The organism is Flavobacterium erigeronis (assembly GCF_054075165.1).
On sequence record NZ_JBSKGP010000001.1, the window covers coordinates 503,261 to 527,679 of the forward strand.

The window sequence follows — 24,419 nt, forward strand, 5'->3', positions numbered from 1 at the left end:
CAAAGTTTTTTGCCACAGATTAAAAGGATTAGAATGATTTTTTATACTCTTTGGCTAAAGTTTTGCCACGAATTTCGCTAATTTTCACTAATTTAATTTGTGCTAATTCGTGAAATTCGTGGCAAAAAATCTCGGCGAAACTTTGTGGAAATCCTTTGGGAATCTCTGCGAAATAAAAAAACAACTTTAATATGAACTTATATCGCTTATATGGTTTAATATTTTTCCTCCTGACAATAAATGGTTTCAGCCAAAGTCAGGAAGAAAAAATCTACAATGCGATTGATAGTTTTACCGCAAAACCTTCCGCGGAAGCGTTACAAAATTTAAGAAATACGGAAAGTGTTTTTTGGAAAAGTGTCAAACCGAAAACTAAAGATGAGTTACTTGCAATTGTAATTCTTAATTGCAATAAAGCTTATTATGAAAATCAGTTTGGGCAGACTTTAGATGCGGTAAAAAGCTATGAAAAAGCTTGGATGATTTATCAGAAAAATAAATTTAAAAACTACGATATTATTGAGTTCTGCCTAAAACCTTTAGGAAATTTATACACGATTCTGGGTGATTACGAAAACGCGGAAAACATTATCAAACAATATTATTTTATTGCCAGCAAAGAAAAAAACGAATCGCAGAAAGTTTCGGCGATTCTCAATTTATCCAATGTTTATCAAAACACTGGAAATGTTGAAAAAGCCATTGATTTAATCGAAAAAACACTTCAAACTGAAAAACTTTCTCCCACTCAAAAAGGCATTTTATACAATAATTTAGGAGCTAATTATTTATTAACGAATGTTGGTTTTGTTGTAAAATATAATGTAAAGAATGCCGAAAACTCTTTTTTAAAAGCAATTTCTTTATTGAAAAAAGATAAATCTCAAAGTGAAACTTTAGCGAATGCGTACCGAAATTTAGCCAAACTAAAAATGGAGCAAAACGATCTGGAATCGGCTTCAGAATTTTTAGCGAAAGCGAATATCGAATTTCAGAAAACGGTCAAAGAACCACGAAAAATAGCGCAATTGTATTATGAAACCGCTTTTTTGAATTTTAAGCAAGGAAAAATTACCGAAGCGAATCAGAATATTTCAGCTGTTTTTAGGACTTTGATTCCAAATTACAATTCGAAAAATATACTTCCAAATCAGAATTCGCTTTATGCAGAAACCGTTTTATTGGATGCTTTAGATTTGAAATCGGAGATTTTTTTAACCGAAAATAAACCTCAAGATGCTTTGAAAAGTTTTGCTCTTTCATTTCATATTGAAGAGTTATTACAGACACTTTTGATCTATGAAAATTCTAAAATCGTAACCCAAATCAGAAACCGAAATCGAACTGAAAAGTGCATCGAGATCTATTATTCGCTTTATCAAAAAGAGAAAAAAACGAGTTATTTGGAAAGTGCTTTTCTGCTTTCGGAAAAAACAAAGTCGGTTGTTTTAAAAAATCATCTTTCGAATGCAGCGTCACTTTCGAGAGAACAAAAACTGATTTTACAGCAATTACAAAACTGGAATACTACGATTTTAAAAGAGCAGCAGAAATTGGAATTGGCAGATATTTCTAAAATAAACAAAGCGATAAAAAAGCAAAATGAATTGATGCTTTTGCTGAAATCAAAAAACACAAAAAACAATGCAAAATCGCAAAACACGTTTGAACTAGGAAAATTGTTTGACAAATTAGAAAAAGATAATGCAGTTCTAGTGGAATACTTTTTTGGATCGCATTCTATTTACAATTTTACTATTGAAAACAGAAAAATAAAACTCTTTCCTATTTCTTTGGATGGTACTGGATTAACGAAAATAATTGGTTTTATTAATAATTTTAATGATTCTAAAACAATTGCCAATAATCCTAAAAATTACAATCTTGTCGGAAATAAGGTTTATAAAAATCTTGAAATTCCAAAACCTAATCATCACAAAAACCTTATTATAATTCCAGATGGAATTTTAGGTTTTCTTCCTTTCGAAGCTTTAATAACGACAGCATCAGAGACAACCAATTTTGCAAAAATGCATTATTTGCTTCATGATTTTGACATTGCCTATAATAATTCTGCTGAATTTTATTTGAATTCTATTTCGCTTTCGAAAGGAAAAAAATCAGTTGTAGGGATTTTTCCAATTTTCGAAAAAACTAGTTTTACACTGCGTTTTTCTAAGAATGAATTAGAATCTATTAAACATAATTTTGAAGGTCAGTTTTTTGAAAATGAAAAGGCAACTTTCAATAATTTTAAAAATAATGCCGTTGGAAAATCGATTATTCATTTAAGTACACACGCTTCGGCAGGAGATTTGGAAACTCCTGCCAGCATTAAATTCTACGATCAGGAAATCTTATATTCTGAGTTATATAATTTACAACTCAACCCCGATTTGGTTGTTTTGAGTGCCTGCGAAACAGGAATTGGAAAATTGTTTAAAGCCGAAGGTGCCATGAGCGTAGCAAGAGGTTTTCAGTTTGCAGGCGCGCAGAATCTTTTGTTTTCTTTATGGAATGTGAATGATTATACAGCTTCCGTTTTCATGGATTATTTTTATAAAGAAATAAAACACAATTCTTCTTTTGTACACGCAACAGCAAACGCGAAGAGAGCATTTTTAAAAGATGAAAATATTCCAAATGCGAAAAAATCTCCTTATTATTGGAGTGCTTTTGTGTATTATGGAACTCTAGAAACTCCCGAGAAATCTTCAAATTATATCTTCTATATCATTAGTTTTTTGGGTGTAATTGCTTTATTTTTGATATTTAAGAACAGGCATAAATGGAAAATCTTCACAAAATTCTCAAAATAGAGAAGTACAAAAAAATAAAGTTTAAAATTACCAAAACACAGCATTTGCAGATTAAAGCCAAGATTAATGGCATTTCTGGAATTTTCATTTTAGATACGGGCGCATCCAATACCTGTGTCGGTTTTGAAAGTATTGAACGTTTTGAACTGTCTGCAAAAAACTCTAAAACAAAAGCTTCTGGAGCTGGAGGAACTGGAATGATTACACAGATTTCGTCTGAAAACAAACTGCAGTTAGGAAGCTGGAAAAGCAAAAATTTCAGTATCGTTATTTTTGATCTTTCGCATGTAAATGAAGCTTTAGAATCTTTTAAAGCGAAACCTGTTCATGGCATAATCGGCGCCGATGTTTTATTGGAAGGAAAAGCGATTATTGATTATTTTAATCATTACGTGTATCTTAAATAAAAGGAAATTCCAATTTTTTAAAATCCAAATTCCAAATAAAAAGCCTTCTCATCGAAGGCTTTTACTTTTATTCTATTTCTTGTTCGACAATTTCTGTTTTTGAAACCGAATGTTTTTTCAACGAAAAATAAGCTACAACTGTGCTCAATAACATTAAAACTCCACCCAAAATAAATGGCGCTCCTGCAAATTTAAATGGCGCATCTTCGTGAGTGAAAAAGTAAAAGGTATTGGCCATCATTGGAGGCCCAATAATCGAAGAAGCACTCATTAAACTGGTTAAAGTTCCCTGGATTTCTCCTTGTTCACTTGGTGCAACTTTACTTGCTACAACAGATTGCAAAGCGGGTCCAGCAATTCCTCCTAGACAGTACGGAATTAAAAACACAAACATCATCCAGCTTTCTGTTGCAAAAGCAAATAACAGCATTCCGATTGTATATAAGGCCAGACCTATATAAATACTTTTCTCATTTCCAATTTTAGGATTGATGTAACGAACTAATCCGCCTTGCACCACTCCTACTAATAAACCGATTATTCCTAATGAGATTCCGATCATTCTTTCGTCCCAATTAAATTGATAGATGGTAAAGAAACTCCAATTACTTTGTACAGCATGCGAACCGACATACAATAGAAATATTGCGGCTATTAATCCGATTAATGTCGGGTATTTTCTTAACCCTAAAATTGCTCCAATTGGGTTGGCGCGTTTCCAGTCAAATTCTCGTCGGTTTTCTTTTTTAAGTGATTCTGGTAAAATGAAAAATCCGTAAAGAAAATTTAGCATGCATAAAACGGCTGCTGCGTAAAATGGAACTCGCGATCCATATTGGCCTAAAAGTCCGCCAATAACAGGTCCAATGATAAATCCTAATCCGAAAGCAGCTCCAACTAATCCGAAGTTTTTAGCTCTGTTTTCAGGCGTACTTACATCGGCAATATAGGCTGATGCTGTTGTAATACTTGCACCCGTAACTCCAGCAATAATTCTTCCAATAAAAAGCCAGATTATAGTTGGCGAAAATGCCAGTAAAATATAATCTAAAGAAAATCCGAAAAGGGAAATTAATATGATTGGTCTTCTTCCGAATTTATCACTTAAATTTCCAATTACAGGAGCAAAAACAAACTGAGTTATCGCATACGCGAAGGTTAACCAGCCACCAATTTTTGCGGCTTCGCTGATGTCTCCATGAATGAGTTCTTCTATTAATTTTGGAATTACAGGAATAATAATTCCCCACCCTGTAATGTCTATTAACATGGTTATGAAAATAAACCCAATTGCTGCAGACTTATCTTTTTGTGGCATAATACATTTTAAAAATGAACTACAAATAAACGAAAAATCCCAAATTCCAATTTAAGGAATCTGGGATTTTTGTTTGAAATTCCGAATTCGGGTTCGGAATTTCTATTGAAAATTAAAACTATTAATGTGTATGTTTCGGATTAAAACCGTCTTCGCTTAATTCTGTATGCTCATAATCTGCATGCATTTCAGCCTCGTAATCGATTTTTTCTCCTTTAGAGAACTTACGGATAATTTTCTCCATAATTTCATAGATTACTGGTACAACAATCAAAGTAAGGAATAATGATGAAATCAAACCTCCGATGATTACCCATGCTAATCCGTTTTTCCACTCAGCTCCTGCTCCAGATGCTAATGCAATTGGGAACATACCAAATACCATCGCGATTGTTGTCATCAAGATCGGACGTAAACGCGCGTGGTTTGCTTGGATTAATGCTGTTCTGATAGATTCACCAGCAGCTCTTCGCTGATTGGTATAATCGACAAGCATGATCGCATTCTTACACACCAGACCGATCAACATGATGACCCCTAAAATGGTAAAGATATTCAATGTATTGTTTGTCAACGCCAATGCAAATAAAACTCCAATGAACGAAAGCGGAATAGCAAATAATACGACAAACGGGTGAACGAAACTGTCGTAAAGACCAACCATTACAAGGTAAACCAAAATAATAGCGGCTAATAATGCAATTCCTAAAGTACCAAAACCTTCAGATTGGTTCTCTTGGTCACCACCCCAGATATAGTTAACTCCAGTTGGTTTTTGCAATTTATCCAGTTTTTCTTGCCATTGCTGTACAATTGTTCCTGCTGGCACCCCAACGTTCTGACCTTGTACGGTTACAGAAGCAGTTTTATCTCTACGCTCTAATTTACTTGGTCCAGAACCTTCTGTAATAGTAGCAAATTGGTTTAATTTAATTTGCTGACCTGCATTGTTTATGAAAATCAAGTTACTAACGTCTGTGATATTTTTTCTATCAAATTCATTGTATTTGATGTTGATGTCATATTCGTATTCACCAGCTCTAAATTTACCGTCTGTATTACCGCTATAAGCCGTCTGCATGGTTAAACCAACCGTTTGAAGCGTTAATCCTAAAGCAGCCATTTTATCTCTGTCTACCTGAACGTTGATCTCTGGGTTTCCGTCCTCAACTGTTAATTTAATCTCTGTTGTTCCAGGAATGGTACGTAATTCAGCTTCTGCCATCTTTGCAAATTTCATAGCGCTTTCTACGTTTGGACCAGTTACGATCAAACCTAAAGTTGCATCTTCAGCAGTTCCTAAGATACCTACTGGTACTGTTTTAACTTTAGCTCCAACCAAAACTTTCTCCAGTTTACGTTTTACTTTTGCAGCATACACGTTCGCGTCATCTGTACGATCTTTTTGTTCGATCATTTTAACGTCGATCTCTGCTTTGTAAGCCGTTGCCTGAGCAGCTCCTAAACCTTCACTGGTTTGTCCTACAGTTGTAATCTGGCTGAAAACGTATTTTTCTCCTTTTAAGAAAGCTTCTGCTTTTTGTGTCATAAAGTTAGTCTGCTCTAATGAAGCATCTTTTGGCATCTCGATTTGTACTAAGAACTCCCCACTATCAGATGATGCGAAGAACTCTCCTCCAATGTATCCGCCTCCCATTAACCAGAAGATCGTTCCAAAGAACATTACAATGATAGCCACCATTGTTTTGATATAGTGATCTAAACACCAGTTTAGTAAGTTTGATACCCAGTTTGTAAAACGAGTTAAGTAGCTTTCAAATCCAAGAATGATTTTTCCGAAAAGGTTTTTGCCTTCAATATGCTCTAGTTTTCCAAAACGAGAAGACAACCATGGAATAATTGTAAATGAAGCCAATAACGAGAACATTGTTGAAATAATTACCGTAACACAGAATTGTGTAATAATATTCGATACCAATCCTGTACTCATTGCAATTGGCAAGAACACCACCACAATTACTAACGTAATCGAAGTTACCGTTGCTCCAATTTCGGCAGTTCCATCATAAGAGGCACGAATTCTGCTCTTACCCATCTCCATGTGTCGGTAAATGTTCTCCAATACCACAATCGCGTCATCCACAAGAATACCTACAACAAGAGATAAACCAAGTAAAGACATTAAGTTAAGCGTGTAACCTAATAAATAGATTCCGATAAATGTAGCAATCAAAGATGCTGGAATAGATACCATTACGATTAACGAGTTTCTAATACTGTGCAAGAAGAACAACATTACAAATGCTACCAGAATAACCGCGATTAACAAGTCATGTACAACAGAATCTGCTGCCTCAAGCGTAAAGACTGTACTGTCTTTTGCCACTTCTAATTTCAATTGAGCCGATTTGTAATCATTCTCTAATGTTTTGATCGTTTTAATCAACTGCTCACTTACCGCAACGGCATTCGCATCTGATTGTTTTACAATTTGAAGTACGATCGCACTTTTCTGATCTACACGCGCAATTTTCTCCGCGATTTTTTGCGTATCCTGAACGTCAGCAATATCCCCTAAACGAATTTGAATTCCGTTTTGAGAAGAAACTACTAAGTTTCTTAATTCGTCAACGTTCTTATATTTACCCGCTAAACGGATTAAGATTTTTTGATTTCTAGTTTGAATATTTCCTGTTGGGAAATCCAAGTTTGAAGTTAAAATAGTTTGCTGTACTTGAGGAACAGAAAGACCGTAACCTTGCATTTTAACAGCGTCCAAGTTTACTTGAATCTCACGCTCTTGACCACCAATAATATTTACCTGCGCCACCCCTTGTACACGAGACAAAACTGGAGCAATCTTTTTATCGATCAAATCGTAAAACGCTGCTTCGTCCATTTTTCCATTCGCGCCAAGCGTCATAATTGGTAAATCACTCAAAGAGAATTTAGTCAAAGACGGCGGATCTGCATCGTCTGGAAGATCACTTAAAATCGCATTAATTTTACGTTGCGCATCGTTCATGGAAATATCTACATTGGCAGTAGAAAGTAATGTGATCGATACTACAGAAAGTGATTCGTAAGATTTCGAATCGATTTTCTTGATATTTTCTAAGGAAGCAATCGCGTCCTCAATTTTCTTAGTAACCGTGTTTTCAACCTCACTCGGAGAAGCTCCAGGATATACAGTTGAAACCGTAATTACGTTGGTTTCGAATTTTGGGATCAGCTCGTAGCCCAATTGGCTGTAACTGAACAATCCACCTAATGTCAGAATTGTAAACAATACAATTACCAACGACGGACGTTTAATGGATATTTCGGCTAATTTCATATATTTTTTTATTTTATTAAGTCCTTAGTTTTTAGTCCCTAGCGGTTAGTTTTTGGCTAATTCTAAGGACTAGGTACTTTGTACTAATAACTAATTAACTATTACTTAATAATTTCTACTTTATTTCCGTCTTGTAAGTTGATTTGTCCTGTAACGATTACAACTTCTCCGTCATTCAAACCGTTGATGATTTCAACTTTATCTCCTAAAATTCTTCCAGCTACAACTTTTTTCAATTTAGCAACATTGTTTTCTACAACAAAGATTTCGTTGCTGCTCACACTTCCAACAAATGCATTTCTTGGAACCACTTTTAAGTTTTGCTTTTGGTTTTTAGCACCAAAGTTTGCCGTTCCGTACATACCTGCTTTTAGGTCGTTGTTAGCGTTGTTTGTAATTTCAATTTCAACAGGGAAATTTAAAGACGCATCTGCTTTTGCAGCGATGAAAGTAATTTTACCAGAGAAAGTTTTATCAGGATAAACACTTGCTGTAATTTCAACAGGGTTTCCTAATTTTAAACTTGCCACTTGGCTTTCGTTTACCGTAACCGTCAATTTTAATTTAGAAACATTTACAATATCAAATAAAGCAGTTGCAGGCATTCCAGCTAAAATAGAACCTGGTTCGATATATTTTTTATTGATGTATCCGTTAATTGGAGCTTTTACTCTTGTATCACCAACATTGATTTTAGCTTGAGTGTAATTAGATTGAGCATTTGTCAAAGCCAATTTTGCTTGATCTAATTGCTGTTTTGTAACACCGCCAGTTTTAAAAGCATTTTCATATCTAGCATAATCCGATTTTGCATTTTGATAAGCTGCTTCAGCTGCTTGAGCATTTACGTTGATAACGTCACCTCTTACTGTTAAAAGAGTTTGTCCTACTTTTACATAGTCCCCTTCTTTAACTAAAACACTAATTACTTTTCCAGATTTCTCAGCAGAGAAAGTCAATTCTTGAATCGGTGCAAAGTTTCCGTTTGCAGTAAAACCTAAGTTAACATCTTCTGTTTTTACTGTTGCTACTTTTACAGAAACCGCTGCATTCTTTTCAGCCACAATTGCAGTTTTGCCTTCGTTTTCTGCTTTGTTTTTATTTAAAATGTAGTTAATCCCGACAAAAGCCACGACTATGATTACGATTGTTATAATTATTTTCTTCATTGTAATAATTTGTTATTTAGTAAGAGATTTTAGTTCGCCTTTCGATTTGATTAGAGATATTTCGGCAATTTTATAATTTAAAACTGCTCTTGTAAAGTTATTTTGAGCTTCAAGCGATGCATTTTCTGCGTCTAGCAAATCGGTTAAAGAGGCTAAACCTTGAAGGTAATTGTTTTTGGTATTGCTTAAAATTTCACCAGCTAAACGCATATTTTCCCTCTGATTCTCGATAGTAACCAGATTGTTTTTTATCTGAGTCATAGCATTTCTATAATCTAAATCAAGAGAAAGTTTGGTGTCTTTAATATCTTCTTGAAGTTCTCTGATTTGAACATCTGCTTGTCTCACTTTAGCACGAGTTCCAAAACCTGTAAAGATTGGTACGTGTAAGTTTAAAGCAACTGCAGAGAAATCTGACCAGTAAACTCCTTTTTCTGGTTTTGCAAACCAAGGCATTTCTGGACCTTGCCCAAAATAATTGTAGCCAGCAGACAATGAAAGCGTTGGATAATATCCTGCTTCAACTGCTTTTTTATTGAATACTAACAATTCTTCTTGTTTTTTCAATAATAAGTATTCTGTTCTGTTTTCAATATTTGGCTCTTCTGTTAAAGCTGCTGGAACGACTTCAAATTCTTCTTTTGGTAATACGATTTGAGTTTCAATTGGCATACCCATATAGAACTTCAATGCATTTTCTTGCAATTCAATTTGATTTTTAATCTGCTGACGCTCTGTGTCTATATTAGACATTTTCACGATAATACGATCTAAATCAATTTTTTTAGCCAGACCATTATCAAACTGTCCTTGTACGATATCGCGAACTTTTGTAGTATTTACATAATTGCTATCTAGCAAAATAAGTCTTTCTTGCTGCACGTAAACAGAATAGTAGTTGTTTGCAACTCTCTCAATAACTTGCTCTTCTGTCAATTGATCATTGATTTGATAGAATTCGCGAGTAGATTTTGCCGCTCTCAATCCTGTAAAAACAGACTGATCAAAAATTGCCTGAGTTAAAGAAAGTCCAGCAGTTGAAGACCATTTTTGACCAAAAGCTGCTTGAATTGTAGTTCCTGGCGCACCAAAAGCCGCTCCATCGATAACTGTGGTTTGAATTACTGGATTATAAGTCAGATTTCCGTTTGCGCTAATTTGCGGTAAAGCTCTCGAACGCACTTCTTGAATTTGGTACTCACTATTTTCAACCTGAAGTTTTGCTTTTTTAGCATCCGCTTTATTTTGAAGCGCATAATTGACTGCGTCTTTCAGAGTTAAAGTAGTGGTTTGTGCGACGGCAGACAAGCCTATTGTACACAAAACTATAAGAAAGATTCTTTTCATAAGTAGTTACTATTTATTTAAATATTTGAGATGGCATCGTCATTTTATCTTTTACAACTCTCCCAGAAAAATGACGACAATTTGGATAATTAATTATTAATTTTTTTTAATTGCTTTTCTAATTCCTCTACTCCTTTTTCGGTTGCCATGGCACGAGTATGATACTCCAAGGCTTCTAATTCTATTCTTTGCGCTTCACTTTCAGAAACCGTATTTTCGTTTATATGAAAAACTAGAGTGTAATAAAATTTAACATAAATCTCTATGTTTAAATCACTTCTATAAAGACCTTCTCGAATTCCTTTTTCAATATTATCTCTAAAAAGCTGGGTACACTGATCGATTTCGTACGATAAGATGTTCTGATAAATCTCCGGATAATGTTTTTTTAACTGATAAATTGGAGAAGTATCAATATTGTTTTTAAACATGTCACGAAACATTTCTCTAATCTCAAAATTTTCATGAATTGCATTATAATTCTTTGCTATAATGGTGTCCATAATCTCGTGAACTTGACTATGAACCAGTGAAGTGCTTTCTTCAATTAAAACTTCCTTATTGCAGAAATATTTGTAAATCGTTTTTTTCGAAATACACATTTCTCCTGCAATATCATCCATTGTAACACTTTTAAAACCAAGCTTTAAAAACAATTCGCTTGCTTTTGCTATTATCTTCTCTTTCATTTTAAATTCTCGAATTGCCTTACAAATATACTTTGGAAACTAAAATCAAAAAAATAGTTTCCGATTTATTTGTAATAATTTTACATTAATTTATTCTTTTAGTAAGATTTATATGCTAAATTCTAAATTTGCTATAAGTTTGATGTCTTTACCTAGAGCTGCACCAGAAGAATGATTGAAAGAGCTGAAATCTAAACCAAAGTCTTCGCGTTTGATATTTCCTTTAATTTCAAAAGCTACTTTCTTTTCTCCGTTGTAAATATTCTCGCCTAAAAATTCTGCGTCCAATTCAACTACTCTCGTAATATCTTTTATCGTTAAATCTCCTTTGAAGAAATTGATATTCTGATTTACTTTTTGAAATGATGTCGATTTGAAACTGATAATTGGATGCTCATCTTCTTCAAAAAAATCTTGAAGCTGCAAATAAGCATCTATAGATTGGAAACTTTCATTTTTGTTATTGATATCCAATGAAAATTCTACAGAAGCATCTTCAATTTCATTGTCTTCAATATTCACATACCCATCAAATTTATTTGCAGTTCCTCCCAAATAAGAAGTTCGCGATTGTCTCATTTTCAATAAAACATCTGATTGGCTAGAATCTAAGGTCCATTTTGTTTTCATAAGCACTTGATTTAATTGATTTTATAAATCATTCAAAAATCTTAATGGAAACTTTTATGGTTTTCTCAGTTTCCATTAACGCTGCAAATATAGACAGGAAACTCTGAATACCAAAAAAGTTTCCAAGTTTTTTAGATTTTTTTTAAAACATTAAAAATGAGAATAATTAAAAGCCCGTTTCCAATCATTAATCGGCTTTTAACATTTCGTCCTCAAAAATTCATATATGAATTGTATATTTGAGCCTCGAAATCAGAATTTATTATGCACGATATAAGTCAGTACCAAGATTTTTTCATCAATTATCTAAAAAACCAAAACATACATAAAGAGCCTAAAAATCTTTACGAACCTATAGAATACATTTTAGGACTTGGCGGCAAACGAATCCGCCCTGTTTTAACTTTAATGGCTGCAGAGGTTTTTGATACTGATTATTCGACGGCACTTCCCGCAGCAATGGCGGTCGAAGTTTTTCATAACTTTTCTTTAGTTCATGATGACATTATGGACGATGCTCCATTAAGGAGAGGACAAGTTACGGTGCATGAAAAATGGGATTTAAATACAGGAATTCTTTCTGGAGACGCTATGCTGATTTTAGCCTATCAGTATTTTGAGCAATATGAACCAATTGTTTTTAGAAATTTAGCCAAATTATTCAGCAAAACGGCGCTTGAGGTTTGCGAAGGACAGCAATGGGATGTTGATTTTGAGACTCGTAAAGATGTTACGATCCCGCAATATCTAAAAATGATCGAATACAAAACAGCGGTTCTAGTAGCAGCAGCCATGAAAATGGGGGCAATTGTGGCTAAAACTTCTGAAAAAGAAGCTGATTTAATTTACGATTTCGGATTGAATTTAGGATTGGCTTTCCAACTTCAAGATGATTATCTGGATGCCTTTGGAGATCCGGAAACTTTTGGAAAACAAGTTGGAGGAGATATTATAGAGAACAAAAAAACGTATTTATATCTAAAAGCTTTAGAATTTTCGTCAAGCGAAAAAGCTTCAGAATTAGAACAGTTGTTTACGTTACAATTAGACGATAATTCAGGAAAAATTGAAACAGCGAAAGCTATTTTTAATGAATCTGGAGCCTCAAAAGCAACTCAAGATGCCATCGAAATGTATACTTTAAAAGCTTTTGAAACGTTAGAAAAAATGGATATCAATGCCGAAAAGAAAGACATTTTGAGAACTTTTGGCGAGAACTTAATGGGACGTAAAGTTTAGTATTCAGTAAATCTACAATCATCACTCTAAAATCTAAAATAATAATATGTTTGTAGCACCAACAAATACAGAATCTTTACTAGAGCAGGCTCAGGCACAGACTTTATATCTTAATCTTATTGAACAGATTAATAAGGATTTCAATCTGGCCAATGAAGGAATCGATTTTCCGTTAAGCATTTCGCCAGACGAATTGAAAATCCAGCTGCACGAAAAAATCTATCGAATGATTCAGTACAAATTTGCTGAATATTTGAATCTTCTTTATATTATAGATGTTCCTGAAGACCAAATAAAAAGTCTCGATGGCTCTGATTTGGTAATTCTAGCTGAACAAGTTGCTTTTTTGATTCTGAAAAGAGAATGGCAGAAGGTGTGGTTTAGAAACTTCTACAAGTGATTTTTTTTAGCCACGAAGGCACAAAGTCACAAAGTTTTATCTTTGCAACTGTACTTTTAGAATTTCATGACTTTCTTTTGCATAAGTTATTCTAACAGGCAGCCCGTCTCTAAAAACTCCATTTTTCGTTTTACTGAAATGATTAAATTGACCTAATAGAACATTACTATAACTAAATTCAACTGAATCAACTGTAAAACTTTCAATAGTAATAGTTGCCATTTTTTTTACCTGTTCCTTTCTTTCAAAATCTGAAATAAAACCTTCAACCACCAATGAATTAGGCGACCTAAAAACATTCAAAATCCTCTCTTCTGTTGTGTCTTTTATAAAAAACTTCAAATAGAAAAACATAATTGATGATAAACTAAAAAATATTCCTGTAATCCACAGTAAAATTATTTTTTCATAATCTTCATCTTTCTTTTTAAATCTTTTAATCAAACCCCAAAGAATGAGCGATACAATCATCACCCAAAAAAAGATTTCAAAAGATCTTATGTGAGTTGGCAAATCAGATATCGACCAATAAGTATAGTAATTCATAAAAAAACTTAGCACCTTAAAAATAAACTCTCACAAAAGGCATAAATCCAGAGCCGTAAAGACTTTTATTTGGATCATACAAAACATCGTAACGCGCTCCAATTGTCACATTATTAGTTCTGTACCCTGCTCCTAAATATAAAGCTGTATTCCAATAGGCATCGGCAAAACCTGGATGATAGTAATTTTCTTCGTAGTCGGTATCAACCCTAACCTGCTCCAATTCTGCAGATAATTGCAGTTGCGGAATCGGGTTTACAAGCGTGATAAAACTTCCGCCGTAAACAAAAGATTCGTAATAATTTTTTTGATATAAATATCCAAATTGCAATCCGACACCAACGGCAACAATTTCGTTGATATTGTAAATCGCACTCGGCATTACCGAGACATTAGTGTAGCCAGATCCAAAACCCAATCCGAGACCACCTCCAAATTGAACTTTTTCCCAAAAATGGTTACTGTTGTCAATGACATATTTTTGTTGTGCAATAGTATAACTAGAAAATAACACTGCCAAAATCACAAAAAAACATCTGCAATCGATTGAAAATTGAATTTTATTCATAGTTAACGTTTATTTTAACAAATTTTTACGTAAAAGTACGTAAAAAAAAGATTTAAATAAAGGTGATTGTTGTACTTTTGCCTTTCTATATAACAAAAAGTATATTCACTCATATTATGGATAGGTTTTCATTTTTAAACGCAGCGCATACCGAGTTTTTTGCACAATTATACGATCAATATTTAGTCAACCCAGACAGCGTTGAGCCTAGCTGGAGAAGTTTCTTTCAAGGTTTTGACTTTGGACAAACAACTTATAACGACGAAAACCCTGTGCAGACAATCGTTGAGTACGTGACTAGCGACAACACAGATTACAGTCAGGTTTCTGAAAAACTAAAGAAAGAATTCAACGTTTTAAAATTAATTGACGGATACCGTACGCGCGGGCATTTATTCACGAAAACAAATCCTGTTCGTGACCGTAGAACTTCATCTCCAACTTTGGATATCGAAAACTTCGGATTATCGGCGGCAGATCTTTCAACTGTTTTTGATGCTGCTCAAACAATCGGGATGGCGCCTTCTTCTTTGCAAGATATCGTAAATCGATTAAAAGCTATTTACTGCCAGCATATCGGTATCGAATATATGTATATTAGAAATCCTGGCGTTGTAAAATGGATTCAAGATAAATTATCTGTAAATACAAATCAGCCGAATTTCTCTACAGAAGAAAAGAAAACGATCTTAAATAAACTTAACGAAGCTGTTTCTTTTGAGAACTTCCTTCATACTAAATATGTTGGACAAAAACGTTTCTCATTAGAAGGTGGAGAATCTATCATTCCAGCTCTTGATGCTTTAATCGAGCAAGCTGCTGAAAAAGGTGTTGAACAATTTGTAATGGGAATGGCTCACCGTGGTCGTTTGAACGTTTTGGCAAACATCTTCGGAAAATCGACTCAAGATATTTTTGGTGAATTTGACGGTAAAGATTACGATCAGGAATATTTTGATGGTGACGTAAAATACCACTTAGGTCTTACTGCTGACAAGAAAACAAGAACTGGAAAAAGCATCAATATCAATTTAGCGCCAAACCCTTCTCACTTAGAAACTGTTGGAGCTGTTATTGAAGGTATTACCAGAGCAAAACAAGATAAATATTATAATGATGATTTCTCTAAAGTTTTACCAATCGCTGTTCACGGTGATGCTGCAATTGCAGGACAAGGTATTCTTTACGAAATCATTCAGATGGCACAACTTGACGGTTACAAAACTGGAGGAACAATCCATATCGTAATCAACAATCAGGTTGGATTTACAACGAACTACTTAGACGCTCGTTCTTCTACTTATTGTACAGACGTTGCTAAAGTAACGCTTTCGCCAGTATTGCACGTAAATGCTGATGACGCTGAAGCTGTTGTACATGCTGTATCTTTTGCATTAGACTACAGAATGCAATTTGGACGTGACGTGTTTATCGATCTTTTAGGATATAGAAAATACGGACACAACGAAGGTGACGAACCTCGTTTTACACAACCAGTTTTATATAAAATCATTGCTAAGCACAAAAACCCAAGAGACATTTACGCTGAGAAATTACTTTCTGACGGCGTAATTGATGCTTCTTATGTTAATGCTTTAGAAAAAGAATACAAATCTAGATTAGAAGAAAACTTAGAAGCTTCTCGTAAAAAAGATTTGACTATCATTACTCCATTCATGAAAAACGAATGGGAAGGATTTGTTCAGGTTACTGATACACAAATGCTTCAAAAAGTAGATACCACTTTTGACAAAAAAGGATTGGATTCTATCATCAATACAATCTCAACTTTACCAGAAGACAAAAAATTCATCAACAAAATCACTAAAATTGTATCTGACAGAAAAGCAGGTTATGATAACAATACTGTTGATTGGGGAACTGCTGAAGCATTGGCTTACGGTTCACTTTTAACAGAAGGATTTGATGTTAGAATTTCTGGACAAGACGTAGAAAGAGGAACTTTCTCTCACCGTCATGCTGTGGTTAAAGTAGAAGATTCTGAAGAAGAAGTAATTTTACTAAATGCTATTGAAAACAAAAAAGGAAACTTTGGCGTATTCAACTCTCTTTTATCTGAGTACGGAGTTTTAGGTTTTGATTACGGATATGCTTTAGCAAATCCAAAAGCCTTGACAATCTGGGAAGCACAATTTGGAGATTTCTCTAACGGAGCGCAAATTATGATTGACCAGTATATTTCTTGTGGAGAAGATAAATGGAACAACCAAAATGGTATTGTGCTATTATTGCCTCACGGATACGAAGGACAAGGTGCTGAGCACTCTTCTGCAAGAATGGAGCGTTACTTACAGCTTTGTGCAAGACATAATATGTATGTTGCAGACTGCACGACTCCAGCAAACTTCTTCCACTTATTGAGAAGACAAATGAAGAGCAATTTCCGTAAACCTTTGGTAGTTTTCTCTCCAAAAAGTTTATTGCGTGATCCAAGATGTGTGTCAACAGTTGAGGAAATCGCAAGCGGAAGTTTCCAAGAAACTATTGATGACAATACTGTAGATAAAAAGAAAGTTAAAACTTTGGTTTTCTGTACAGGTAAATTCTACTATGATATTGTTGCTGAAAGAGAAAACAACGGAAGAAATGACGTTGCGGTTGTTCGTATCGAGCAATTATTCCCTTTCCCTGCAGAACAAATCAAAGAAATCATTGCAAAATATCCAAATGCTGATGATTATGTTTGGGCGCAAGAAGAGCCTAAAAACATGGGAGCTTACAGCTTTATGTTAATGAATTTTGATTTCATCAAATGGAGATTGGCTTCATTAAAAGCATATTCTGCTCCAGCATCTGGAAGTTACACACGTGCAAAACGTCGTCACGCAGATGCTATCAGAATGGTATTCGATAAAAATTTATTTAGATAGATTTATGAAAAAAGTATTTCTATTTATTGTTATTTTATTATCAATAACGGTTAATGCTCAAGAATTAAAGAAACCGGCCGAAGGAAAAACAATTGTTTACTTCGTAAGGTCTTCTGGAATGGGAATGTTGATAAATTTTAAATATTTTGATGGAGAAAAATATTTAGGAAAGTTTAACTACGGGAAATATTTGATTTACGAATGCGATCCTGGAAAACATTTGTTTTGGTCTAGATCAGAAAACACAAGTTTTATAGAAGCAGAACTTGAACCAAACAAAATTTACATTATTGATTCTGAAGCTCAAATGGGCGCGATAAAAGCTGGTGTAAAATTAGTGGCATTTGATCCTAAAGCCGAGCATTACAAAACACCTAAAAAATTTGAGAAAAAGAAAAAAATTATTTTAGAAGCAATTACAGAGCAGAAAGAATATATTGCTACAGCTGAAGATCTCAAAGAAGGCGCAACAGAATTTGAAAGTGTAATTAAAAGATCTACTGAAAAATATAATAAATCAAAAGAAAAAGGAGAAGAATTTGCAAAAGTCCTTCCTGAAATGTCATACACAAATTAGATAATAAAAAATAATTGTTTCGGTTTTAAGCTTCACGTTTTGTCATAAACCTGAAACTTGAAACTAACTAAAACTTTAAACAAAAACAAGATGATTTTAGAAATGAAAGTCCCATCACCAGGGGAATCAATAAAAGAAGTTGAAATTGCAACTTGGTTAGTAAAAGACGGTGATTATGTAGAAAAAGATCAAGCTATTGCTGAAGTTGATTCAGACAAAGCAACTCTTGAATTACCTGCTGAAATGAGCGGTGTAATTACACTAAAAGCAGAAGAAGGCGATACAGTAGCTGTAGGTGCTGTAGTTTGTTTAATCGATACAGATGCTGCAAAACCAGCAGGATCTGCTCCAGCAGCTGAAGCTCCGAAAGCAGAAGCACCAAAAGCGGAGGCTCCAAAGGCAGAAGCGCCGAAAGCTGAAGCTCCAAAAGCGGCAGAAGCTCCTGCAGCTGCAAGTTATGCAGCAGGAACTCCATCTCCAGCAGCAAGAAAAATATTAGACGAGAAAAATATTGCACCAGCATCAGTTTCTGGAACTGGTAAAGGTGGAAGAATTACTAAAGATGACGCAATAAACGCTGTTCCTTCTATGGGAACTCCAACTGGTGGAAGCCGTGGAACTGAGCGTACTAAATTATCAATGTTACGTCGTAAAGTAGCGGAAAGATTAGTTTCTGCTAAAAATGAAACGGCTATGTTGACTACTTTCAACGAAGTAAACATGACGCCAATCAACCAAATTCGTAACGAATATAAAGATGCTTTCAAAGCTAAACACGGTGGTTTAGGTTTAGGATTTATGTCTTTCTTTACAAAAGCAGTTACAAGAGCTTTACAATTATACCCAGATGTTAACTCTATGATGGATGGTGATTACAAAATCGGATACGATTTCTGTGACATTTCTATCGCAGTTTCTGGACCAAAAGGATTAATGGTTCCTGTTGTTCGTAATGCTGAAAACTTAACTTTCCGTGGAATTGAAGCTGAAATCAAAAGATTAGCTTTAAGAGCTCGTGATGGTCAAATTACAGTTGACGATATGACTGGAGGAACTTTCACAATCACAAATGGTGGTGTATTCGGAAGTATGTTATCTACTCCAATCATCAACCCTCCTCAATCTGGAATCTTAGGAATGCACAACATCATCGAGCGTCCGATTGCAGTAAATGGAAAAGTGGAAATTCACCCAATGATGTACGTTGCTCTTTCTTATGACCACAGAATCATCGACGGACGTGAGTCTGTTGGTTTCTTAGTTGCGGTTAAAGAAGCTTTAGAAAACCCAGTAGAATTATTAATGAATGGCGATGCTAAACGTGCTTTAGAATTGTAATCAGCATAATTTTCAAAATATAAAAAGCCTGTTCATTTGTTTGAGCAGGCTTTTTTGCTTCTTAAACAACCATTTCCAAAACCTATTTTCTGACTAAAAATGATTATTTAAAAAAATTATTTAGAATAAATAAGAATAGCTTGCATTATATGCATTCAACATGTACATTTGCGCTATTAAAATCAATTCTAAATAAAAATGAAATTCAAATTTACAATTTCTTTTTTGAGTTTTTGTTTTGCTTTAATGACCAGCGTATCTGCCTTGGCTCAAGAAAAAGCAACTATTAAAGGCCAAATTAGCTTAACAAATAATGAAGCTGCAGACAATGTTTCTGTAGTATTGAAAGGAACAAAAATAGGAACAAGTACAGATGCAAATGGTTTCTATGAAATTAAAAACATTAAACCAGGAAATTATGTGATTAAAGTTTCTGGAATTGGATATTCTTCTAAAGAAAAAAGTGTTAGCCTTAATGCAGGCGATTCTATTATTGAAGATTTTAGAATTAGCGAAAACTCTCAAGAATTGAATGAAATTGTGGTAAACGGAAACAGAAAAAACCCGTTAGCTCGTAAAGAGACAACACAAGTATCAAGATTACCTCTTAAAAATCTTGAAAACCCACAAGTTTATACTACCATTACTGCTGAACTTTTAAAAGAACAGGTAGTTACAAATATTGATGATGCATTAAAAAATGCTCCAGGTTTATCTCCGCTTTGGGCTTCTACAGGTCGTGGTGGCGACGGTGCAGGATACTTCTCTCTTAGAGGTTTTGCCGTACAGCCAACTATGACAAACGGATTGCCAGCTTTGAATAACGGAAGCATCGATCCTGCAAACATTGACAAAATTGAAGTTATTAAAGGACCTTCTGGAACTTTGTTCGGAAGTAGTTTAATTTCTTACGGAGGTTTAATTAACCTTACTACAAAAAAACCTTACGATCATTTTGGTGGAGAAGTAAGCTACACTGCTGGAAGCTACGGATTAAACCGTGTTACTGCTGATGTTAACACTCCATTAGATGATGAACACAAAATTAATTTCCGTGTTAACACAGCTTACCACAGCGAAAATAGTTTTCAAGATGCTGGATTTAGAAAATCGTTTTTCTTTGCTCCTTCATTATCTTACCAAGTTAGTGACAGACTTTCGTTCTTGATTAATACAGAATTCATGAATAACAAACAGACGAACCCAACTATGTTATTCTTAGATAGAGGAACAGAGTTGAGAGTTCATAACATGGATGAATTAGGATACGACAACAAACGTTCTTATACAAGCAACGAATTATTTATCGAAACTCCTTCTTACTCTCTTCAAGGACAGATGAATTACAAAATTTCTGACCAATGGACTTCTCAAACAGTTCTATCTAGAGGATCATCTAAATCTGAAGGGTATTATACTTATTTATACGAAGGAACACAATTTGCACCGACGCAGATTAATCAAGGAATTGTTTTAGGACGTTCTATGAATTACCAAGACACTACTACATTAACAACAGATATTCAACAAAACTTTATTGGCGACTTTAAATTAGGCAGTTTAAGAAACAGAATTGTTGTTGGTTTGGATTATTTTAATAGAGGACAAGTTGACAATGGTTCAGGATACGTATCAAACGGATATGTTTATATCGGAAACTTAGATGTAGCAACTGTAAATAATTATTTATTTGGAATTACAGATCCTACAAAATATATTACAGATAATGACAGCGGTAATCTAACAAAAGCTGGTTCTGACAAACTTATTGCAGCAACTGATGCAAACAACAACAAAACAAAACAAGAAGTTATTAGCGCTTACGCATCAGATGTAATCAATATTACGCCTGCATTATCGGCAATGGCTAGTTTACGTGTTGACCGTTTTATGACAGAAGGTGACGTTACAACAAATGCTGATGATTTTAACCAAACTTCTTTTTCACCTAAGTTCGGTATCGTTTATCAGCCAATTATTGATAAAGTATCGCTTTTTGCTAACTACATGGATGGTTTTACTAACACAGCTCCAACAACTGATACTGGCTTAGGCGGAATGGGTATTCCAAGAACTTTCAAACCAGAACATGCTAACCAATTTGAAGTTGGTACGAAATTAAATGTTCTTAAAGATAAAGTTTATGCAACATTCAGCTACTACGATATTAAGGTAACAGATCAAGTTTATACTGTTTATGGTTCTACAGGCGGAGTACCAACTCAAACCTCTTACCAGGATGGTGAACAAAGAAACAAAGGTTTTGAAGCAGAAATCGTTGCAAGCCCAATTGACGGTTTAAACATCGTTGCAGGTTACAGCTACGTTGATGCTGTCCTAAATGCTGGAGATCCTTCTTTTGTAGGACATAGACCAGAAAGCTCTGGACCAAGAAACACTGCAAACTTCTGGGCAAGCTACAAATTCCCACAAGGAGATTTACAAGGATTTGGTTTAGGTTTTGGAGGAAATTATGCTGATAAAAACTTAATCATGAACAGAAATGTTGTGGGTCAGTTTACACTTCCTTCTTACACCGTATTAAATTCATCTATTTTCTACGGAACAGAGAAATTTACATTGACACTTAAGTTAGACAACATCGCAAATGTTGACACTTATGACGGATGGTCAACCATTCACCCAAAAAACATGAGAAGTGTGTCTGCAAACTTTTCATATAGATTTTAATAAATAATTCACAAAAACACCTTTCTAAAAATTTAGAAAGGTGTTTTTTAAATTTCTAAGATTATGATTACTATTGCCAGTCTTATCGTTTTTTTAGCTTTTTACACGCTTTATTACACCTCAAAAAGAGCGGTTTTATCGTATGATTTTGGTTTTGAGAAATGGATGAAAAACAATCCAAAGCAAACCAAACTTACAGGTCTAGGATTATTATTGATTGCTTATGCATCTTGGCTTTACACACAATCTTTAGGCTGTGGCACTTTGATGTTTTTTATTCAGCTAATGACTGTTGGAAGCTTAATTATCATTTTAGCACCACTGAAAAAGGTAAACCACAAAGCGCTTTTAGCACTTTTGATCATCATTTCTATTTTAGAATTTTATTACGCTTAAATCCATTAACGAATGCCAGCAAATCCAAAATATTTAACTCCAGCCTTTTTGCCGCGTTTTCTTAAAATCACGGCCGCAATTTTAGGCGGTTATTTCGTTGCCGTTTCTTTTCACCTTGCTCTTGCGGCTTGGTTTAATAGAGCTAATGTTTTAATGACAATGGCTTATAGCGGTTTTATTCTTTGGGTTGCGCTTATGGTCATTGCTTTTCTAGCCAAAAGTGGTTGGAAAATTTGGGGAATTTACATTCTTCTTACTTTAGTGTTCTGTCTTTTTATTTACTTAGGTCAAACTTACCATCCAACGGCAAAATAATTTATGAATAACCGTCATTACAATATCTATTTTCATACACATACTGTTAGCGGAATCGTTATCAGCGTAGTTCTTTTTGTAATTTTCTTTGCTGGGTCTTTTTCTTTTTTTAGAGATGAAATCATCAATTGGGAAAGAAGTGAATCCACTGCAATTACAAGAGAAATCCAACTAGACTACAATAGTGCACTGAAAGATCTTGACAAAAAACATATCCTTCACGGAAGAAATATTACCATTTCTAAACCTTCTGTCGAAGAAAGAGTAGCCGTTTACATGGAAGGAACCAAAGATACTTTGGCACCAGCCAAACAAAAAGAAGGTTCATTTTTCTATCTTGATGCAAAAAATTTTAAATCGTACACTTACGAAGAATCGTATTCTTTAGGAGAACTTTTATACCGTCTGCACTTTTTAGCGCAGATTCCTTATCCTGCCGGATATTATTTATCTGGATTTACAGCTTTATTCTTCTTGTTTGCAATCGTAACAGGAGTTTTATTGCATTGGAACAAAATTGTATCCAACTTCTACATCTTTCGTCCAAAAGAAAAATTAAAAACACTTTGGACAGATGCGCACACTGCATTAGGAATGATTGGTTTACCATTCCAATTTGTTTATGCGGTTACAGGAGCCTTTTTTATGATTAAACTTTTAATAGTTGCTCCCGCTGTAATGGCTCTTTATGGAGGAGATGATAAAAAACTGTATGACGAATTAGAATACAACGATCCTGATTATACTTTTGAAAATAAAAAACTGGCCAATCCTTTTAATGTAAATGAATTAGTTGCAAAGGCAAAAAACAACTGGAAAGATTTTGAAATCACCAGAGTAATCATTCAGAATTACGGAGATATTAACATGCATGTTTTGGTTGAAGGCGAATTATTATCTCATAAAAAATTTGTCGGCGTTGGAAAAGCAGTATATCGCGTATCTGATGGAAAAGAAATTGCTAAAAAAGATCCAGTTTCACAAAACAATTATCTTGATGCTGTAAAAACTGTTTTATACCGTATCCATTTTGGCGATTATGGCGGATATGCTCTAAAAATCGTAAGTTTCATTTTAGGAATTATAACCTGTTTTGTCATAATTTCTGGAGTTATGATTTGGCTTGTTGCTCGACAAAAAAACAATTTGCCAGAAAAGAAAAGACGTTTCAACGCTGCAGTTGTGCGTATTTATTTGGCTATTTGTTTAAGCATGTATCCTATAACAGCGCTATCTTTCATTGGAAGTAAAATTTTCTATCCTTTAAGCCAATCTAATTTATTTGCACTTTATTTTGGAGGATGGTTAATCCTTACAATCTTCTTTATTATTAAGAAGAATGATGCTTTTACGAACAAGTTCTGTCTGATTTCTGGAAGTATTTTAGGATTCTTAATTCCAATTACAAACGGTATCGTTTCTGGAGATTGGTTTTGGACTTCTTTTATGGAAAACAAAATTCAGATTTTCTTTATTGATGTTTTCTGGATTTTCTTGGCTTCCATTTCGTTATATACAGCTTATCATTTAAAACCTAAAAAAGCGGTTTCTAACTAAAAAGTTTTTTTTTGCCACGAAGACACGAAGGCACTAAGTTTTTTTGAATCTCGCAAAGTCGCGAAGTCGCAAAGTTTTTCTTTCACGCTGATAAAAAAATCCTTTTAATTTTTTTAATCTGTGGCTAAAAAAACTTTGCGACTTCGCGACTTTGCGAGATTCTTTTATCAGCTTATCTACAAATTATTTGCAATAACTTGTCCCTTATAAATTTTGAGCATACT

At 34.3% G+C, this 24,419-nt stretch carries 19 protein-coding genes; 11 read left to right on the plus strand and 8 right to left on the minus strand.

Annotated elements, in window-relative coordinates; all coding sequences use genetic code 11:
• Nucleotides 1-191: 191 nt before the first annotated feature.
• A complete protein-coding gene (locus ACWA1F_RS02145; protein ID WP_456891233.1) occupies nucleotides 192-2,819 on the plus strand; it encodes a CHAT domain-containing protein in 2,628 nt (875 codons plus the stop codon).
• On the plus strand, nucleotides 2,789-3,226 hold the full coding sequence (locus ACWA1F_RS02150; RefSeq protein ID WP_456891235.1) for a retropepsin-like aspartic protease: 438 nt from the start codon (nucleotides 2,789-2,791) through the stop codon (nucleotides 3,224-3,226). The genes ACWA1F_RS02145 and ACWA1F_RS02150 overlap by 31 nt, the downstream gene beginning before the upstream one ends.
• Before the next feature lie 67 nt (nucleotides 3,227-3,293).
• Here the strand turns inward: ACWA1F_RS02150 and ACWA1F_RS02155 are convergent, their stop codons facing one another.
• From ACWA1F_RS02155 to ACWA1F_RS02180, 6 genes are all read right to left on the minus strand, one after another.
• Nucleotides 3,294-4,544 carry a TCR/Tet family MFS transporter gene (locus ACWA1F_RS02155; RefSeq protein WP_456891237.1) on the minus strand — a complete coding sequence of 417 codons (1,251 nt, stop codon included), beginning with the start codon at nucleotides 4,542-4,544 and terminating at the stop codon, nucleotides 3,294-3,296.
• Between the two features lie 121 nt (nucleotides 4,545-4,665).
• Nucleotides 4,666-7,842: an efflux RND transporter permease subunit gene (locus tag ACWA1F_RS02160; RefSeq protein WP_306154656.1), complete on the minus strand. Its 3,177-nt coding sequence runs from the start codon at nucleotides 7,840-7,842 to the stop codon at nucleotides 4,666-4,668.
• Between the two features lie 101 nt (nucleotides 7,843-7,943).
• Nucleotides 7,944-9,011 (minus strand): efflux RND transporter periplasmic adaptor subunit, encoded by a 1,068-nt coding sequence (locus ACWA1F_RS02165; protein WP_456891239.1) that lies wholly within the window; start codon nucleotides 9,009-9,011, stop codon nucleotides 7,944-7,946.
• A gap of 12 nt (nucleotides 9,012-9,023) precedes the next feature.
• The gene (locus ACWA1F_RS02170; protein ID WP_306154652.1) at nucleotides 9,024-10,358 is read right to left on the minus strand and encodes a TolC family protein; all 1,335 of its coding nucleotides are present in this window, start codon (nucleotides 10,356-10,358) and stop codon (nucleotides 9,024-9,026) included.
• Between the two features lie 89 nt (nucleotides 10,359-10,447).
• On the minus strand, nucleotides 10,448-11,047 hold the full coding sequence (locus ACWA1F_RS02175; RefSeq protein ID WP_306154650.1) for a TetR/AcrR family transcriptional regulator: 600 nt from the start codon (nucleotides 11,045-11,047) through the stop codon (nucleotides 10,448-10,450).
• A 108-nt stretch (nucleotides 11,048-11,155) separates the two neighbouring features.
• On the minus strand, nucleotides 11,156-11,677 hold the full coding sequence (locus tag ACWA1F_RS02180) for a YceI family protein (protein WP_306154648.1): 522 nt from the start codon (nucleotides 11,675-11,677) through the stop codon (nucleotides 11,156-11,158).
• 264 nt (nucleotides 11,678-11,941) lie between these two features.
• On the opposite strand from ACWA1F_RS02180, the gene ACWA1F_RS02185 reads away from it, so the two are divergent.
• Both ACWA1F_RS02185 and ACWA1F_RS02190 read left to right on the plus strand, forming a co-directional pair.
• Nucleotides 11,942-12,916, plus strand: coding sequence for a polyprenyl synthetase family protein (locus ACWA1F_RS02185; protein WP_456891242.1), 975 nt, complete (start codon nucleotides 11,942-11,944; stop codon nucleotides 12,914-12,916).
• A 46-nt stretch (nucleotides 12,917-12,962) separates the two neighbouring features.
• Nucleotides 12,963-13,316, plus strand: coding sequence for a hypothetical protein (locus ACWA1F_RS02190; RefSeq protein WP_456891244.1), 354 nt, complete (start codon nucleotides 12,963-12,965; stop codon nucleotides 13,314-13,316).
• Nucleotides 13,317-13,352: 36 nt separating this feature from the next.
• On the opposite strand, the gene ACWA1F_RS02195 is transcribed toward ACWA1F_RS02190, so the two are convergent.
• Complete coding sequence (locus ACWA1F_RS02195) at nucleotides 13,353-13,787, minus strand: hypothetical protein (RefSeq protein ID WP_456891246.1); 435 nt, start codon at nucleotides 13,785-13,787, stop codon at nucleotides 13,353-13,355.
• 91 nt (nucleotides 13,788-13,878) lie between these two features.
• Nucleotides 13,879-14,430, minus strand: coding sequence for a hypothetical protein (locus ACWA1F_RS02200; RefSeq protein WP_456891248.1), 552 nt, complete (start codon nucleotides 14,428-14,430; stop codon nucleotides 13,879-13,881).
• Between the two features lie 116 nt (nucleotides 14,431-14,546).
• Here ACWA1F_RS02200 and ACWA1F_RS02205 point away from each other — a divergent pair, with 116 nt between their 5' ends.
• From ACWA1F_RS02205 to ACWA1F_RS02235, 7 genes are all read left to right on the plus strand, one after another.
• Entirely contained in the window at nucleotides 14,547-17,321 is a 2,775-nt protein-coding gene (locus ACWA1F_RS02205; protein ID WP_456891250.1) for a 2-oxoglutarate dehydrogenase E1 component, read from the plus strand.
• Nucleotides 17,322-17,325: 4 nt separating this feature from the next.
• Nucleotides 17,326-17,898 (plus strand): hypothetical protein, encoded by a 573-nt coding sequence (locus ACWA1F_RS02210; protein WP_456891252.1) that lies wholly within the window; start codon nucleotides 17,326-17,328, stop codon nucleotides 17,896-17,898.
• Between the two features lie 90 nt (nucleotides 17,899-17,988).
• Nucleotides 17,989-19,236, plus strand: a complete 1,248-nt coding sequence (gene odhB, locus ACWA1F_RS02215) for a 2-oxoglutarate dehydrogenase complex dihydrolipoyllysine-residue succinyltransferase (RefSeq protein WP_456891254.1) — start codon at nucleotides 17,989-17,991, stop codon at nucleotides 19,234-19,236.
• A 198-nt stretch (nucleotides 19,237-19,434) separates the two neighbouring features.
• Complete coding sequence (locus ACWA1F_RS02220; protein WP_456891256.1) at nucleotides 19,435-21,927, plus strand: TonB-dependent siderophore receptor; 2,493 nt, start codon at nucleotides 19,435-19,437, stop codon at nucleotides 21,925-21,927.
• Between the two features lie 63 nt (nucleotides 21,928-21,990).
• The gene (locus tag ACWA1F_RS02225; RefSeq protein WP_306154633.1) at nucleotides 21,991-22,323 is read left to right on the plus strand and encodes a hypothetical protein; all 333 of its coding nucleotides are present in this window, start codon (nucleotides 21,991-21,993) and stop codon (nucleotides 22,321-22,323) included.
• A gap of 12 nt (nucleotides 22,324-22,335) precedes the next feature.
• On the plus strand, nucleotides 22,336-22,638 hold the full coding sequence (locus tag ACWA1F_RS02230) for a hypothetical protein (protein WP_306154631.1): 303 nt from the start codon (nucleotides 22,336-22,338) through the stop codon (nucleotides 22,636-22,638).
• A gap of 3 nt (nucleotides 22,639-22,641) precedes the next feature.
• Nucleotides 22,642-24,195, plus strand: coding sequence for a PepSY-associated TM helix domain-containing protein (locus ACWA1F_RS02235; protein WP_456891257.1), 1,554 nt, complete (start codon nucleotides 22,642-22,644; stop codon nucleotides 24,193-24,195).
• Nucleotides 24,196-24,419 lie beyond the last annotated feature (224 nt).

Excerpts from the sequence above, each read along its gene's own strand:
- ACWA1F_RS02195 (WP_456891246.1), bottom strand. The coding sequence starts at position 13,787 with ATGATTGTATCGCTCATTCTTTGGGGTTTGATTAAAAGATTTAAAAAG.
- ACWA1F_RS02205 (WP_456891250.1), top strand. The coding sequence starts at position 14,547 with ATGGATAGGTTTTCATTTTTAAACGCAGCGCATACCGAGTTTTTTGCA.
- ACWA1F_RS02235 (WP_456891257.1), top strand. The coding sequence starts at position 22,642 with ATGAATAACCGTCATTACAATATCTATTTTCATACACATACTGTTAGC.
- odhB (WP_456891254.1), top strand. The coding sequence starts at position 17,989 with ATGATTTTAGAAATGAAAGTCCCATCACCAGGGGAATCAATAAAAGAA.
- ACWA1F_RS02170 (WP_306154652.1), bottom strand. The coding sequence starts at position 10,358 with ATGAAAAGAATCTTTCTTATAGTTTTGTGTACAATAGGCTTGTCTGCC.
- ACWA1F_RS02160 (WP_306154656.1), bottom strand. The coding sequence starts at position 7,842 with ATGAAATTAGCCGAAATATCCATTAAACGTCCGTCGTTGGTAATTGTA.
- ACWA1F_RS02220 (WP_456891256.1), top strand. The coding sequence starts at position 19,435 with ATGAAATTCAAATTTACAATTTCTTTTTTGAGTTTTTGTTTTGCTTTA.
- ACWA1F_RS02175 (WP_306154650.1), bottom strand. The coding sequence starts at position 11,047 with ATGAAAGAGAAGATAATAGCAAAAGCAAGCGAATTGTTTTTAAAGCTT.
- ACWA1F_RS02155 (WP_456891237.1), bottom strand. The coding sequence starts at position 4,544 with ATGCCACAAAAAGATAAGTCTGCAGCAATTGGGTTTATTTTCATAACC.
- ACWA1F_RS02190 (WP_456891244.1), top strand. The coding sequence starts at position 12,963 with ATGTTTGTAGCACCAACAAATACAGAATCTTTACTAGAGCAGGCTCAG.
- ACWA1F_RS02200 (WP_456891248.1), bottom strand. The coding sequence starts at position 14,430 with ATGAATAAAATTCAATTTTCAATCGATTGCAGATGTTTTTTTGTGATT.
- ACWA1F_RS02225 (WP_306154633.1), top strand. The coding sequence starts at position 21,991 with ATGATTACTATTGCCAGTCTTATCGTTTTTTTAGCTTTTTACACGCTT.
- ACWA1F_RS02150 (WP_456891235.1), top strand. The coding sequence starts at position 2,789 with ATGGAAAATCTTCACAAAATTCTCAAAATAGAGAAGTACAAAAAAATA.
- ACWA1F_RS02210 (WP_456891252.1), top strand. The coding sequence starts at position 17,326 with ATGAAAAAAGTATTTCTATTTATTGTTATTTTATTATCAATAACGGTT.
- ACWA1F_RS02230 (WP_306154631.1), top strand. The coding sequence starts at position 22,336 with ATGCCAGCAAATCCAAAATATTTAACTCCAGCCTTTTTGCCGCGTTTT.
- ACWA1F_RS02180 (WP_306154648.1), bottom strand. The coding sequence starts at position 11,677 with ATGAAAACAAAATGGACCTTAGATTCTAGCCAATCAGATGTTTTATTG.
- ACWA1F_RS02145 (WP_456891233.1), top strand. The coding sequence starts at position 192 with ATGAACTTATATCGCTTATATGGTTTAATATTTTTCCTCCTGACAATA.
- ACWA1F_RS02185 (WP_456891242.1), top strand. The coding sequence starts at position 11,942 with ATGCACGATATAAGTCAGTACCAAGATTTTTTCATCAATTATCTAAAA.
- ACWA1F_RS02165 (WP_456891239.1), bottom strand. The coding sequence starts at position 9,011 with ATGAAGAAAATAATTATAACAATCGTAATCATAGTCGTGGCTTTTGTC.